Source organism: Conexibacter arvalis (assembly GCF_014199525.1).
GTDB classification, from domain to species: Bacteria; Actinomycetota; Thermoleophilia; order Solirubrobacterales; family Solirubrobacteraceae; genus Conexibacter; species Conexibacter arvalis.
Genome location: NZ_JACHNU010000005.1, coordinates 1 through 13,713, shown reverse-complemented (window position 1 = coordinate 13,713; position 13,713 = coordinate 1). Strand labels below are relative to the sequence as shown.

Sequence of the window (13,713 nt, the reverse complement as noted above, 5' to 3'; positions counted from 1 at the left end):
GCGATGGGTGATGCGAGCGAGACGCGGGGTGACGTCGGCGGCGCGGCGGGCAGCGGCGGCGCGGCGGACGGCGGCGGCGCGGCGGGCGGCGGCGCGGCGAGCAGCGGCGCCAAGGGAGGCGGCGCGACGGACGGCGGCGCGGCCAAGGCGCGAGGGCGGCTCTTCGGGGTCGGCGTCGGTCCGGGCGACCCTGAGCTGCTGACGCTCAAGGCGACGCGCGCGATCCACGACGCCGACGTGATCGCCTACCCGAGCGCGCGCCACGGCAGATCGGTCGCGCGTCGGATCGCGGCGCCGTACCTGCGGCCCGACCATGACGAGGTGCTGCTCAGATTCCCCGTCACCACCGAGCTCACCTCCCATCCGGGCGGCTACGAAGCGGCGCTGCGCGAGTTCTACGACGAGGCCGCCGCCGAGCTCGCCGTCCATCTCGACGCGGGGCGCGACGTCGCGATCCTGTGCGAGGGCGACCCGTTCTTCTACGGCTCCTACATGTACTTCCACGAGCGGCTCGCGCCTCGCTACGAGACCACCGTGATCCCGGCCGTCACCGCCTTCAGCGCCGCCGCGGCGGCCGCCGGGACGCCGCTCGTCAAGCGCGACGACGTCTTCATGGCCGTCCCCGGCACGCTTCCGCCCGAGCAGCTCGCTGACCGGCTCCAGAGCGCCGACGCGGCGGTCGTGATGAAGCTCGGCCGCACCTTCCCGAAGGTGCGCGACGCGGCCGACGAGGCGGGGGTCGCCGACCGCGCCATCTACGTCGAGCGGGCGAGCGCGCCCGAGCAGCGGATCGAGGCGCTGCACGCGGTCGACGGCAGAGTCCCATACATGTCGTTGGTGCTCGTGCCGACGGCGCAGGTCCACAGACCCGACGAGCCGGGCGTGGCGGCCGGCAGGCTCGTCGCCGGTGCGACGGCCGGCGCCAGTGGTGCGACGGCGGGCGCCAGTGGTGCGACGGCGGGCGCGCGCGGTGCGACGGCGGGCGCCAGTGGTGCGACGGCGGGCGCCAGCGGCGTGACCGCAGGTGTACCGGCGGCGGCTGCCGACCCGAGCGATGCGCCGGCAGCCGGCTCGGTCGCCGTCGTCGGTCTCGGACCGGCCGGGCCGCGGTGGCTCACGCCGGAGGCGCGGGCCGAGCTGGCCGCGGCCGAGCATCTCGTCGGGTACAAGACCTACGTCGACCGCGTCCCGGCCCGGGTCGGACAGCAGCGCCACGCGAGCGACAACCGCGTCGAGGCCGACCGCGCGCGCCACGCCCTGGAGCTGGCGGCCGCCGGCGGGCGCGTCGCGGTCGTCTCCTCCGGCGACCCGGGCATCTTCGCGATGGCCGCCGCGGTGATGGAGCAGCTCGAGGCCGGCGGCGACGCCTTCGCGCACGTCGACGTGCGGATCGTTCCGGGGCTCTCGGCGATGCAGGCGGCCGCGGCGCGGGCCGGCGCGCCGCTCGGCCACGACTTCTGCGTCCTGTCGCTGTCGGACGTGCTCAAGCCGTGGTCGGTGATCGAGCGCCGCCTGGAGGCGGTCGGCGTCGCCGATCTCGCGCTCGCCGTCTACAACCCGCGCTCGAAGACGCGGCCGACGCAGCTGGAGGAAGCGCGGGCGATCCTGCTGCGGCACCGCGCGCCGGAGACGCCGGTCGTCGTCGCGAGAGCGGTCGGCGCGCCAACCGAGACGATGACGATCGCGACGCTCGGCGACTTCGACGCCGCGGCGGTCGACATGCGCACGCTGCTGATCGTCGGCTCGTCGCGGACGCGCGTCTTCGGCGACGGCAACGGCGCCGGCCCGGCGCGCGTCTACACGCCGCGGACGTACCCGGAGTGAGGTGCGCGCTCGCCCGCGGCCCGGCGCCCGGCCCCGCGCCCGCAGCGGCCGCGCACGGCCCGGCGCCCGGCCCAGCGTCCGCCCCGGCGACCCGCCACGCGCGCGGAACGGCCGCGCTCGGCCCGGCGTCCGCAGCAACCGGGTACCGCTCAGCCGGCGGCGTCGAACACCCAGGCGTGCGCCTCGGCGACCGACTCCACTGCCTGCACGCCGGCCGGGGAGGGCGGGCGGCGGACGACGATCACCGGCAGGTCGCGCGCGCGAGCGGCGTCGAGCTTCGCCTCGGTCAGCCTCCCGCCGCTGTCCTTCGTGACGACGACGTCGAGCCGGTGGCGGTCGATCAGCTCCAGCTCGCCCGCGAGCGTGTAGGGGCCGCGGTCAAGCAGCAGCTCGTGGTCGCGCGGCAGCGGCGGCTCGGGCGGGTCGACGCAGCGGACGAGGAAGAAGGCATCGCCGTCCGCGAACGCCGCCAGCCCCTGCCGACCGGTGGTCAGCAGCACGCGCGAGCCGAGCGACGGGATCTGCGCGGCGGCGGCGTCGAGGTCGTCGGCCCAGATCCAGCGGTCGCCCGGCCGCTCGCTCCAGCCCGGCCGCGCCAGCCGCAGCAGCGGGACGCCGGCACGGCCGGCCGCCTGCGCGACGCTGGCCGAGATCCGCTCGGCGAAGGGATGGGTCGCGTCGACGACGCAGCCGATCCGCTCACGCGTCAGCCACTCCGCCAGCTTCGCCGGCCCGCCGAAGCCGCCGACCCGCACCTCCCCCACCGGCAGCCGCGGCCGCGCGACGCGCCCGGCGAGCGACGAGATCACCGCTACGTTGTCGCGATGCAGCAGCGCCGCCAGCTCCCGCGCCTCCCCGGTCCCGCCAAGGATCAGGACGCGCATCGCCGCGCCTCCTGCAGCGGCCGCCCGCACCGCGCCCCGGACACCGGCCGCCCGCACCGCGCCCCGGACACCGGCCGCCCGCACCGCGCCCCGGACACCGGCCGCCCGCACCGCGTCCCGCGCACCGGCCGCCCGCACCGCGCCTCCCGCACCGGCCGGGCGTCCGGCGGGCCCGCCGCCGGGTGCCCCAGCCGCGCGCCCGCCGCCGACCGCCGGCGCGCCGTGGAGCCAAGCGGATGAGCGACGGCGCTCAGCCGGTCGACCGCGCGACCGACGGAAGCCGCGGCAGCGCGCTGCGGCGGGGCTGGACGACGGGCGCCTGCGCGACCGCGGCGACGAAAGCCGCCTACGCGGCGCTGCTGACCGGCGCCTTCCCCGACCCGGTGACGATCACGCTGCCGGGCGGGCAGCAACCGGCCTTCGCGCTCGCCGTGGAGCGGATCGAGGCCGCCGGCGGCGCGAGTCCGGCCGTGTCCCACGACCGCGCCGCCGACAGCCGCGGCGGTGACGAGCGCGCAAGCGCCGGCTCGCCCTCGCCCCGTGAGCGCGCCGCGGAGGGCCGCGACGGCGACGGGCGCACCAGCGCCGGCGCCGACGTCAGCGCCGGCGCGGTCGTCAGCGCCAACGCCCTCGTCACCGCCACCGCCGGCGTCGTCAAGGATGCCGGCGACGACCCCGACGTCACCCACGGCGCGCTTGTGCTGGCGACGGTCCGGCGCGGCGAGCCGGGATCCGGCGTCGTCTTCGCGGCCGGCCCCGGCGTCGGCACGATCACGCTGCCCGGCCTCCAGCTCCCGCCCGGCGAGCCGGCGATCAACCCGGTCCCGCGGAGACTGATGCGCGGCGTCGTCGCCGAGCTGGCCGCGGCCCACGGCGACCCCGGCGACGTCGTCGTGACGATCGGCATCGAGGGCGGCGAGGAGCTGGCGAGGAAGACGTGGAACCCGCGGCTGGGGATCGTCGGCGGGCTGTCGATCCTCGGCACGACCGGCGTCGTCGTCCCCTACTCCTGCTCGGCGTGGATCGCGTCGATCCGCCACGGGATCGACGTCGCGCGCGCGACCGGCCAGCGGCACGCGATCGCCGCGACCGGCGACACCTCCGAGCGCGCGGCGCAGCGGTTGTACGACCTCCCCGGCGCGGCGCTGCTCGACATGGGCGACTTCGCCGGCGCGACGCTGAAGCACCTCGCGCGCAACCCGGTGCCGCGGCTGACGCTCGCGGGCGGCTTCGCGAAGCTCTCCAAGCTCGCCGCCGGCCATCTCGATCTCCACTCGGCCCGCTCGCAGGTCGACCTCGACCGGCTCGCGCGGCTGGCCCGCGAAGCCGGCGGCGACGAGGCGCTGGCCGCCGCGATCCGCGACGGCAACACCGCGCTGCACGCGCTCCAGCTCGCACGCGCCGCAGGGGTGCCGCTGGCGCAGCGGGTCGCCGACGAGGCGCTGCGGGTCGTGCGCGAGCTGCTCGGCGACGCGCCGGTCGAGGCCGAGGTGCTCGTCGTCGACCGCGAGGGCGAGATCGTCGCTCACGCCGGCAGGCTCTCCCCGGTGCCCGGCCGCGAGCGGCCCTTCGAATAGAGGAAGCTCTCGCCGCCGGCGCCGTCGAGGACCGGCCCGACGACGATCGTCGCCGTCCGTCTGATGCCCGCCTCGGCGACCTGGGCGGCGATCGTCGCGAGCGTCCCGCGGAGGATCGTCTCGTCGGGCCAGCTCGCGCGCGCGACGACGGCGACCGGGCAGTCGGCGCCGTAGTGCGGCTCGACGACCGCCACCAGCTCCTCCATCGCCTGCACGCCGAGGTGGAGGACGAGCGTGCTGCCGTGGGCGGCGAGGCCGGCCAGCTCCTCGCCGTCGGGCATCGCCGAGGCCCGTCTGCGATAGCGCGTGAGGATCACCGACTGCGCGACGCCCGGCAGCGTCAGCTCGCGTCTCAGCGCCGCCGAGCTGGCCGCGAAGGCCGGGACGCCGGGCGTCATGTCCCAGTCGATCCCGAGCGCGTCGAGGCGGCGGGTCTGCTCGCCGAGCGCCGAGTAGATCGAGAGGTCGCCCGAGTGGAGCCGCGCGACGTCATGACCGGCGGCGTGGGCGCTCGCGAACTCCTCGACGATCTCGTCCAGCTCCATCTGCTGCGTGTCGACCACGCGGGCGCCTCGCGGCGCGTGGGCGACGATCTCGGGCGGCACGAGCGCGCCGGCGTAGAGGCAGACCGGGCTGCTGGCGATCAGCCGCTGGGCGCGGAGCGTGAGCAGGTCGGGCGCGCCGGGGCCGGCGCCGATGAAGTGGACGGTCATGGGGTCGGGTCCTCCTTGCGGGCCTCCCATTGGACGACGGGCAGTTGGCCTCGCCACGCGGTGAAGCCGCCGACGGCGCCCGCGTGGGAGATCGCGATCTGCGCGAGCGTGCCGCCGTGCTCGGCGCGGGCCTGGAGCAGCCGCGCCTGGCTCTCGAGCGTGACGGCGTTGACGACGATCCGGCCGCCAGGTCGCAGCGCGTGCCACGCCTCCTCCAGCAGACCCGGGACGGTGGCGCCGCCGCCGACGAAGATCGCGTCCGGGGCGCAGTGGGTGACGAGCGGATCGGCGAACGCGGCCGGCGCGCTGCCGTGGACGATCGTCAGCTGCGGGACGCCGAGGGCGCGGGCGTTGCGCTCGATGCGGGCGGCGCGCTCGGCGTTCGCCTCGAACGCGATCGCCCGGCCGGGGGCGGCGGCGAGCGGGGCGGTCGCGCGCAGCCACTCGATCGCGATCGAGCCGCTGCCTGCGCCGACGTCCCACAGCAGCTCGCCGGGCAGCGGCGCGAGCGCGGCGAGCGTGACGGCGCGGACGTGGCGCTTCGTCAGCTGGCCGTCGTGGTCGAAGGCGTCGTCGGGCAGGCCGGGCGTCGTCGGCGGGAGCGGACGCGGCGGGAGCGGACGGTGGGCGGCGGGCTCGTCCGCGCGCGGCTCGCCCGTCGGCGGCAGCGGGCGGTGCGCGGCGGGGTCGTCGGCGCGCGGCTCGACCGCGACCGCGTGGAGCGGGTCGGCCTCGCGGTCGCCCCAGGCGCGGGCGGTCGTGTCGTGGAGCCGCTCGCGCTCCGGGTCGCCGAGCCGCTCCAGCACGACGAGGCGGCTGGCGCCGAACCCGTGCTCGGTCAGGAGGCCGGCGACGGCGGCGGCGCCGTGCGTTCCGGTCGCGTAGACGAGCAGGCGGCGCCCGGGCTGCAGCGCACGGGCGATCTGCGCGGGGTCGCGCGCGACCGCCGAGATCAGCTCGACCTCAGCCGCCGCCCACCCCAGCCGCGCGCACGCGAGCGCGAACGCGGACGGATGTGGGATCGCGTGGAGGATGGCGGGCGCGCGCCGCGCGTCGGCGGCCGCGCGGGCGGCGGGCGCGGCGCTCGGAGCGACGGCGGCGGCCCGGGCGGTTGCCGGGGCGGTGGCGGGCGGCGGCGTGGCGTCCGCGGCCGCACCGGCTGCGACGGCGGCCGGCCGCACGCCCCGCCGGGCGAGACTGGCGCCGATGCCGTGCAGCATCGGATCGCCGCTCGCGAGGATCGCGGCGTCGCCGTGCTCGCCGGCGGCGAGCGCGTCGAGCAGCGGCTCCAGCGGCGAGGGCCAGGCGAGCCGGGTCGCGGTCGGTGAGGTGGCGTCGGCCGGCAGCAGGTCGAGCTGGCGGGCCGAGCCGACGACGAGCGGAGCCGCCGCCAGCGCCGCGCGTGCCTCCTCGCCGACCCCGGCGATCCCATCGGCGCCGATCCCGACGACGGTCAGACGAGCCGGCGCGCTCATCGCGGCGCCTCCCCTGCGGCGCCGGTCTCGTACAGGGGGCCGAAGTCGGCGCGGTCGGCGCGGGCGCCGGCGAGCACGGCGGCGTGGACCGCCTGGGCGAGGTCGGCGCCGACGCTCGTCGCCGGGCCGGCGAAGGGGACGGTCGAGCCCGGCAGCGCGGCGATGCAGAAGGCGTCGGTGGCGGTGCCGGTCGCGTGGCAGTCGGCGTTTCTCGCGGGGATCGCGGCGGCGGCGAGCGCCTGTACCTTCGCCTCGATCGCCGTCTGCGCGGCCCCGGCGAGCGCGGCGTCATCGAGCGGCGCGTCGACGACGACGAGCAGGTTGATCGTCCCGATCGCCGGCACGACCCGCGGTCTCGTGCCCGCGGCCGCAAGCGCATGGCCGACGCCGACCGTCGCGAAGGCGGTCGCGACGCCGCGCCGCGCGCGCTCGCAGCGGGCGACGTCGACCGCCGTCAGCATCCCGACCAGCGGCCGCGCGAATCCGAGCGCCGCAGCCCGCTCGGCCAGGTCGGCGTGGGGGTCGAGCCGGTCGTAGTCGGTCGGGACGGTCGCGTTGAGCCAACCGTGCGCGACGCCGATCCCGCCGCCGAGCACGGCCGAGGAGAGCACCCGGCGCGGCTGGCCGAAGTCGACCAGCAGCGTCCCCGGCGCCGTCGTGACTCGCAGCGCGCTCATGCGGTTTCCTCCGTCGGCGCGTCCGCGGCCGAGCGCTCGGCGGCGGGACGCTCCCGGTCCGCGCCGCCCACCGCCGCGCGCTCGCCAGCCGCTGCGGCCGCGTCGTGCGGGGCGAGCTCCGAAACCGCCGCGGCAAGCGCGGCGCAGAGGCGGGCGTTCTCGTCCGGGGCTCGGGCGGTGAGCCGGAGGTGACGAGCGTCGAGGCCGGGGAAGCTCGCCGCCTCGCGCACGGCGATCCGGCGGGCGCGCAGCGCGGTCGCGACCGCCGCGCCGTCGGCCACCTCGACGAGGCAGTAGTTGGCGACGCTCGGCCAGGCGCGCAGGCCGTCGATCTCCGCCAGCCGCCGCTGCAGGTCCTCCTGCTCGACGCGGGTCAGCTCGGCGCGCTCGGCCAGCGGCTCGGGTCGCCGTGCGACCGCCTCCAGCGCGGCCAGCGCGAGCGCGTTGACCGACCATGGCGGCCGCACGGCGCGCAGCCGCTCGGCCAGCGGCGGCGCAGCGAGCGCGTAGCCGGCGCGCAGCCCGGGGATCGCGAGCGACTTCGTGAGGCTGCGCACGACGATCACGTCGTCGAGCCGCTCGCGCGCCAGCGACCCGGGCTCGCCGGGGACGAGGTCGATGAACGCCTCGTCGACGACGACGGTTCGCCCGGGCCGACGCAGCGCGAGCAGCGCGGCGGCCGGGTCGAGCGTCCCGCTCGGCGATGCCGGATTGCCGACGATCACGAGGTCGGCCGCCTCCGGCACCGCGGCCGGGTCGAGCGCGAAGCCGCACGCGGGATCGCGCAGGACGCGCACGACTTCGACGCCGTGCGCTCGCAACGCAGCCTCGGATTCGGTGAAGCCGGGATGGACGACAGCCGCCAGACGCGGTCTGAGCGCCGCCGGCAGCAGCCACAGCGCCTGCGCGGCACCGTTGGCGGGGACGACCTCGTCGGGTGCGCGACCGTGGAGCGCGGCGAGCGCGTCGCATGCCGCGATCTCGGACGGGTAGCGGGTCGCGTCCTCCGCGAGCGCCCGCTCGATCGCGATGCGCAGCCATCCCGGCGGTCCCTCCGCGCGGACGTTGACGGCATGGTCGGCGTCGCCCGCCCGGACGGCCGTGTCACCGTGCGTGCGCAGCTCGGCGAGGTCGACGTCGCCCACTCGGACGGCAGTCTCGCCGTGCGTGCGCAGCGCGGCGACGTCGGGGGCGCCCGCTCGGACCGCGGTGTCGCCGCGGCTGCGCAGCGCGGCGCGGTCGGAGTCAAGACCTGCGTCAATCTGCCTACCGGAGCGGTAGGCAGATCGACGCAGGTCGCGAACGCCGCCATCGTCGAGCGCGAGCGGGCGGCCGGCGACGATCAGCTCGACGCGGTCCGCGATCTCCGCCAGCCGCTGGGTGGCGGTGCCGAGCAGGTCGAGCCAGGCGCGCGACGCCCGGTCGGGCGGCAGCACGCCCTCCCCCGCCTGCTCCGCCACGACGATCGCGGCGCCGCCCGCAGCCGTGAGGACGAGAAGCGCCTCGACGACGCGTCTGACCTGGCCGGTCACCTCGTCGCGCGCGACCGCGAGCCGCGCGTCGGAGGCGTCGTCGAACGCTCCGGCGCGATGCAGCGCGGTCGCGATCCAGGGGCCGAGCCCGTCGACGAGCAGGCAGCACGGGGCGCACGTCGCACGCCGATCGCCGTGCGCCCCGACGGCGTCGCGGCGCGCGCCGCCCGCGCCAGCACCGCCCGCACCCGCGCCGCCCGCACCCGCGCCGCCCGCACTCGGGCCGCTCGCACCTCCGGCGCCCGCGCAGCAGGCCGCCCGCTCGACGGCGGCGGCGAGGTCGTCGCCGGCCTCGACCGTCGTCCACTCGGCCGGGCGGCGGGCGACGTGGTCGGCGATCCGATCGGCGAGCGAGGGGTCGGCGCCGTCGGCGGTCGCGACGTAGCGGACCGGCATGCCGGTGGCGGCCGCCAGTTCCTCGGCGCGCGCGCTCTTGCCGGAGCGCGTGCCGCCGAGCACGAGCACGACGGTCATCGCCCGTCCTCCCCCGATCGCCCACCGCGGCGTTCGCGCGCCGCCGCCACGAACCGGCGTGCGACCTCGGGGAAGGCTGCCCAGTGGACGTGCAGGTAGCTGGCCTGGACGGCGCCGCGGACGAAGCCCTCCGCGCGCTCCTGACCCCGCGCCGAGAGGGTCCACGCCGGCGGCGGCTTCTCGGCGCCTGTGCCCTCGACCTGCGTGTAGTGGAACTCGTGGCCGCGCAGGCGCGCACCGGCCGGGAGCCACGGCGTCGCGGTCGCGGCGGTCGCCTCGCGGTAGCCGAGCGTCAGGCGTCTGCTCATCGCGGCGCGGACCGGCAGCACGCCGCACATCTCGTGGCCGTCGAGCTGCTCGGCGAGGAACAGCAGGCCACCGCACTCGGCGAGGACCGGTCGTCCGGCGGCGACGTGCGCGACGACCGCGGTGCGCAGCGGCGCGTTGTCCGCCAGCTCGGCGCCGTAGACCTCGGGGAAGCCGCCGGCGAGCACGAGCGCGTCGGACTGCTCCGGGAGCGCGGCGTCGGAGAGCGGATCGAACGGCAGCAGCTCCGCACCGGCCGCCTCCAGCAGCTCGAGGTTCTCGCGGTAGTGGAAGGAGAAGGCCGGCCCCGCCGCGAGGGCGATGCGAACGCGCGCCGGGCCGCCTCCGCCTCCGCCCGCCGCCGCACCAGCCCCGCCGCCCGCCGCCGCACCAGCCCCGCCGCCCGCCGCCGCACCAGCCCCGCCGCCCGTCGCCGCACCAGCCCCGCCGCCCGTCGCCGCACCAGCCCCGCCGCCCGTCGCCGCACCAGCCCCGCCGCCCGTCGCCGCTCCAGCCCCGCCACCGCCCACCGGCGATCCGGCGCCCGACACCCCGCCGCCGGCGGCCTCGGCGGATTCCACGCCGCCGCTTCCCTCCACCGCGGCCGCCGGATCCCACGCCGCGCCCGGCACGGCGGGGGCGCTGCGGGCGAGCGCGAGGACGGCGTCGAGGTCGACCCGCTCCGCGAGGGAGGCGGCGAGCACGTCGAGCGCCGCGCGCGTGCGCGGCTCGCGCTCGGAGACCGGCACGAGGCCGAGGTGGCGCTCGGGGGCCGCGATCCGCTCGTCGCGGCGCAAGACGCCGAGCACCGGCACGCCGAGCGGCGCGACCGCCTCGCGCAGGAGCTGCTCGTGGCCGTCGGAGCCGACGCGGTTGAAGATCACGCCCGCGACCTCCAGCTCCGGGTCGAAGCTGCGGAAGCCGTGGACGATCGCCGCCGCCGAGCGCGCCATCGCCGAGCCGTCGACGACGAGCGCGACCGGTGCCCACAGCAGCTTCGCGACCTGCGCGGTCGAGGCCAGCTCGCCTCTGCCCGAAGCGCCGTCGAACAGCCCCATCACGCCTTCGATCACCGCGACGTCGGCGTCGGCCGCGCCGTGACGGAACAGCGGCGCGATCAGCTCGGTCCCGGAGAGGAAGGCATCGAGGTTCCGCCCGGGTCGTCCCGACGCGAGCGCGTGGTAGCTCGGGTCGATGTAATCGGGGCCGACCTTGAAGCCCTGCACGCGCAGGCCTCGCGCCCGCAGCGCGCCGATCAGTCCCGAGGCGACCGTCGTCTTGCCCGCGCCCGAGCCGGTGCCGGCGATCACGATCCGCGCGATCACGCCGCCGCCCTCGCGCTCGGCTCCAGCTCGACGATCGGCAGGCCCGCGACCGCGCGCTCCGTGAGGCGGGTCGGCCTCGCGTGGCCACGATCCGCGACGGTGCCGCCTGCGCTCGTGGTGGGTGCCCGGCCGATGCCGTCGAGCCTCCCGGAGGCTTCCGCGAGCAAGCCGCCCGTCCACTCGACGCGCGGCACCGGCGCGGCATCGTGGCGGCCGTCGGCCGGGTCGCAGCCGTGGTCGGGACAGATGCGCAGCGTGCCGCCGGCCGACGCGACGGCCGTGCGCAGCGGCGCGATCACGTCGCGGTCGGCCGCCTCGATCGCAGCGACCTTCGCTGCGGCGTCGCGCTCGTGCGCCGCCTCGTCGGGACCGCCGACGTGAACGACGACCTGCTTCGCACCGGCCGCGAGGGCGTCGAGCGCGGCGGCCGTCTTCGCGGCCAGGTCGCTGCCGGGCCGTCCGGTCGCGCCGTCGGGCACGACGACTCGCGCGCCCATCAGCCGCGCGATGCCCGCCGCAGCGCCGCGCGCGGCGACGACGACCGTGCGCGCGTCCAGCAGCCGCGGCGGCACGACGCCCTCCGGCCAGACATCGAGGGCATGACGGCCCGCAAGGGCACCTTCCGCAGCCTTGCCGGCGACGGCGCCCGTGCCGGCCGCAGGTTCGCTCGCGGCGGCGGCGCCCCCGCTCGCGGCAACCTCCCCGGTCCGCGCAGCGACGGCGTGCGGTGCGGCCGCGCCGTCGAGCGGCGGCAGCGGCGGTCGGCCGACGACGAGCAGGCGGTGGCCGGCGAGCGGCACGACGCGGTGGTCGGGCAGCGCGAAATCGAGCGTGTCGACCGCGGCGCGGACGGCGCCGACGTCCGCGCGGGAGCCGTCCTCCGCGCGCACGTCGACCCGCCACGCCCACTCGCCGCGCGCCTCGACCGCCGAAGCCGGCCGCGCACGCTCCCCGCCGGCCGCCGCGCGCACCGACCTCGCGCACGCACGCTCGCCGCCAGCCGCCGCACCCGCCGCGACCGCCGCGGCCCGCTCCCCGCCACCCGCCGCACCTGCCGCAGCACGCTCCCGGCCAGTCGGCGCGCCCGCCACGATCGCCGCGGCACGCTCCCCGCAACCCGCGTCGAGCGGGATCTCCCAGGCGACCGCCTCGACCATCCCGCGGTCGACGGGGGCCGGCGGGATCCAGCCGAGGAGCGCGGGGATGGCGCTCTCCGAACCGGGCGCGAGCCAGGGGGCGACCGTCCGCACGCGCGTGACGACGCCCTCGGCGCAGAGCGCGTCGAGCGCCGGCGTCGCCGCGTGCTCGAGGCAGGTCGGCAGGCCGGGTCGCACGGGCTCGCTCGCGCCGTCGAGGATGACGAGGACCGTCGGCGCCATCGACGCATCGCCCCACGCCGGCCCCGCGCCCGCGCCCCGCCGTGGGCTCGCGCCGGCCGCGCTCACCACTCGATCCCCTGCTGTGCGCGGATGCCCTGGTCCATCGGATGCTTGACCTTGACGACCTCGCTGACGAGGTCGGCCAGCTCGATCAGCTTCGGATCGGCGTCGCGGCCGGTGACGATCACGTGCTGGAAGCCCGGTCGGTCGCGGAGCGTCGCGACGACGTCGTCGACGTCGATCCAGCCCCACTTGATCGGGTACGTGATCTCGTCGAGCAGCAGGAACTCGTAGCGCTCCTCCGCGATCGCCCGCTTCACGCCCTCCCAGCCGGCGCGCGCGAGGTCGGCCGACTCGTCGAGGTCTCTGGAGAGCCACGACCAGCCGTCGCCCATCTTCTCCCAGTCGATCCCGCCGAGCGCCGCCGCGGCTCTCGCCTCGCCGACCTTCCACTTGCCCGACTTCACGAACTGGAAGACGCCGCACCTGTACCCGCGCGCCCACGAGCGCATCAGCATCCCGAACGCGGCGGTCGACTTGCCCTTCCCCGTCCCGGTGTAGACCGCAACGAGCGCTCTGTCGCGCGGCTTGCGCCGCTTCGGCTCCGCACTGCCCCTGTCGCCGGGACGGTGCGGCACGTCGATCTCGTCGCCGCCGTGCTTGGCGAGCGGACTGGTCTCGGTCATGCGGGGCTCCTGCGGATCGCGGATGGGTCGGTGGGAAGGAGGCCCGGCGCCACGGCGTTGCGGCCGGCTCCGGCGCTGCGAGCGTCCGTGGCCGGCGTGGCGGCGCGGCCGGTGCCGCAGCGGCGGACGTCCGGGGTCGGCGCGGCGACGCGGCCCGCGCCGGTGCGGCGTCCGGCCGGCGACTCCGTCAGCCGATGCAACCGCCCGCCGGCGGCGAGTGCGACGCGGCCGGCGAGGCCGAGCCGCACCGGGCCCTCCTCGGTGTCGACGACGTGGACGGCGTCGGCGGCCGTGCCGAGCGTCCGCGCCGCGGCGGGCACCGCGCCATGCGGATCCTGGACGCGGCCGTCGGTGAGGACGATCGCGACGGCGCGACGGTCGGGCTCGCGGACGCGCTCGCGCTGGACGACCGCCGCGGCCTCGCGCAAGCCGGCGGCCAGCGGCGTGCGGCCGCCGGTCGGGAGGGTGCGGATCGCCTCCGCGGCGGCGGCCAGGGGCGCGCCGGGCCGCACGATCGTCTCCGCGAACGCGTCGCGGAAGGCGATCACGGCGACGCGGTCACGGCGTGCGTAGGCGTCGCGCAGCAGCTCCAGCAGCGCACCCTTGACCTTCGCCAGCCGTCGCCGCGCTCCCATCGACCCGGATGCGTCGACCACGAGGCAGAGCAGCACCGCCTCCCGCCCCGCGCGCACGTGCTCGTGGAGCGGGACCGGGAGGAGTGGGGGGGGGGGGGGGGGGGTGCCCCCCCCCCCCCCCCCCCCCCCCCCCCGCCCCCCCCCCCCCCCCCCCCCCCCCGGGCGGGGGACGGGGCGGGGGGCCGGGGCCGGGCGGGCGCGGGGGGGGGGGGGGACGGCCCGGGCC

At 78.1% G+C, this 13,713-nt stretch carries 11 protein-coding genes; 2 read left to right on the top strand and 9 right to left on the bottom strand.

Annotation, left to right across the window (positions count from 1 at the left end):
- Nucleotides 1-3: 3 nt before the first annotated feature.
- The gene (locus tag BDZ31_RS16625; RefSeq protein ID WP_183343480.1) at nucleotides 4-1,824 is read left to right on the top strand and encodes a precorrin-2 C(20)-methyltransferase; all 1,821 of its coding nucleotides are present in this window, start codon (nucleotides 4-6) and stop codon (nucleotides 1,822-1,824) included.
- 149 nt (nucleotides 1,825-1,973) lie between these two features.
- Here BDZ31_RS16625 and BDZ31_RS16620 read toward each other — a convergent pair whose 3' ends face one another.
- Nucleotides 1,974-2,708, bottom strand: coding sequence for a cobalt-precorrin-6A reductase (locus tag BDZ31_RS16620; RefSeq protein WP_183343479.1), 735 nt, complete (start codon nucleotides 2,706-2,708; stop codon nucleotides 1,974-1,976).
- Between the two features lie 236 nt (nucleotides 2,709-2,944).
- On the opposite strand from BDZ31_RS16620, the gene BDZ31_RS16615 reads away from it, so the two are divergent.
- A complete protein-coding gene (locus tag BDZ31_RS16615; RefSeq protein ID WP_183343478.1) occupies nucleotides 2,945-4,285 on the top strand; it encodes a cobalt-precorrin-5B (C(1))-methyltransferase in 1,341 nt (446 codons plus the stop codon).
- Here BDZ31_RS16615 and cobM read toward each other — a convergent pair.
- The 8 genes from cobM to BDZ31_RS16575 all read right to left on the bottom strand — a co-directional run bounded on the left by cobM (nucleotide 4,234) and on the right by BDZ31_RS16575 (nucleotide 13,544).
- Nucleotides 4,234-4,998 carry a precorrin-4 C(11)-methyltransferase gene (gene cobM / locus BDZ31_RS16610; RefSeq protein ID WP_183343477.1) on the bottom strand — a complete coding sequence of 255 codons (765 nt, stop codon included), beginning with the start codon at nucleotides 4,996-4,998 and terminating at the stop codon, nucleotides 4,234-4,236. The genes BDZ31_RS16615 and cobM overlap by 52 nt on opposite strands.
- Nucleotides 4,995-6,473, bottom strand: a complete 1,479-nt coding sequence (gene cbiT / locus BDZ31_RS16605) for a precorrin-6Y C5,15-methyltransferase (decarboxylating) subunit CbiT (RefSeq protein ID WP_183343476.1) — start codon at nucleotides 6,471-6,473, stop codon at nucleotides 4,995-4,997. The genes cobM and cbiT overlap by 4 nt, the downstream gene beginning before the upstream one ends.
- Nucleotides 6,470-7,150: an adenosylcobinamide amidohydrolase gene (locus BDZ31_RS16600; RefSeq protein WP_183343475.1), complete on the bottom strand. Its 681-nt coding sequence runs from the start codon at nucleotides 7,148-7,150 to the stop codon at nucleotides 6,470-6,472. Before BDZ31_RS16600 ends, cbiT begins: the two co-directional genes overlap by 4 nt.
- A complete protein-coding gene (locus BDZ31_RS16595) occupies nucleotides 7,147-9,156 on the bottom strand; it encodes a bifunctional adenosylcobinamide kinase/adenosylcobinamide-phosphate guanylyltransferase (RefSeq protein ID WP_183343474.1) in 2,010 nt (669 codons plus the stop codon). Before BDZ31_RS16595 ends, BDZ31_RS16600 begins: the two co-directional genes overlap by 4 nt.
- On the bottom strand, nucleotides 9,153-10,787 hold the full coding sequence (locus BDZ31_RS16590) for a cobyrinic acid a,c-diamide synthase CobB (RefSeq protein WP_183343473.1): 1,635 nt from the start codon (nucleotides 10,785-10,787) through the stop codon (nucleotides 9,153-9,155). Before BDZ31_RS16590 ends, BDZ31_RS16595 begins: the two co-directional genes overlap by 4 nt.
- The gene (locus tag BDZ31_RS16585; protein WP_183343472.1) at nucleotides 10,784-12,166 is read right to left on the bottom strand and encodes an alkaline phosphatase family protein; all 1,383 of its coding nucleotides are present in this window, start codon (nucleotides 12,164-12,166) and stop codon (nucleotides 10,784-10,786) included. The genes BDZ31_RS16590 and BDZ31_RS16585 overlap by 4 nt, the downstream gene beginning before the upstream one ends.
- A gap of 62 nt (nucleotides 12,167-12,228) precedes the next feature.
- Nucleotides 12,229-12,852, bottom strand: coding sequence for a cob(I)yrinic acid a,c-diamide adenosyltransferase (cobO, locus tag BDZ31_RS16580; RefSeq protein ID WP_183343471.1), 624 nt, complete (start codon nucleotides 12,850-12,852; stop codon nucleotides 12,229-12,231).
- Nucleotides 12,849-13,544 carry a VWA domain-containing protein gene (locus BDZ31_RS16575; RefSeq protein ID WP_343075611.1) on the bottom strand — a complete coding sequence of 232 codons (696 nt, stop codon included), beginning with the start codon at nucleotides 13,542-13,544 and terminating at the stop codon, nucleotides 12,849-12,851. The genes cobO and BDZ31_RS16575 overlap by 4 nt, the downstream gene beginning before the upstream one ends.
- Nucleotides 13,545-13,713: the final 169 nt, after the last annotated feature.

Excerpts from the sequence above, each read along its gene's own strand:
- BDZ31_RS16595 (WP_183343474.1), bottom strand. The coding sequence starts at position 9,156 with ATGACCGTCGTGCTCGTGCTCGGCGGCACGCGCTCCGGCAAGAGCGCG.
- cbiT (WP_183343476.1), bottom strand. The coding sequence starts at position 6,473 with ATGAGCGCGCCGGCTCGTCTGACCGTCGTCGGGATCGGCGCCGATGGG.
- cobO (WP_183343471.1), bottom strand. The coding sequence starts at position 12,852 with ATGACCGAGACCAGTCCGCTCGCCAAGCACGGCGGCGACGAGATCGAC.
- BDZ31_RS16585 (WP_183343472.1), bottom strand. The coding sequence starts at position 12,166 with ATGGCGCCGACGGTCCTCGTCATCCTCGACGGCGCGAGCGAGCCCGTG.
- BDZ31_RS16625 (WP_183343480.1), top strand. The coding sequence starts at position 4 with ATGGGTGATGCGAGCGAGACGCGGGGTGACGTCGGCGGCGCGGCGGGC.
- cobM (WP_183343477.1), bottom strand. The coding sequence starts at position 4,998 with ATGACCGTCCACTTCATCGGCGCCGGCCCCGGCGCGCCCGACCTGCTC.
- BDZ31_RS16615 (WP_183343478.1), top strand. The coding sequence starts at position 2,945 with ATGAGCGACGGCGCTCAGCCGGTCGACCGCGCGACCGACGGAAGCCGC.
- BDZ31_RS16620 (WP_183343479.1), bottom strand. The coding sequence starts at position 2,708 with ATGCGCGTCCTGATCCTTGGCGGGACCGGGGAGGCGCGGGAGCTGGCG.
- BDZ31_RS16600 (WP_183343475.1), bottom strand. The coding sequence starts at position 7,150 with ATGAGCGCGCTGCGAGTCACGACGGCGCCGGGGACGCTGCTGGTCGAC.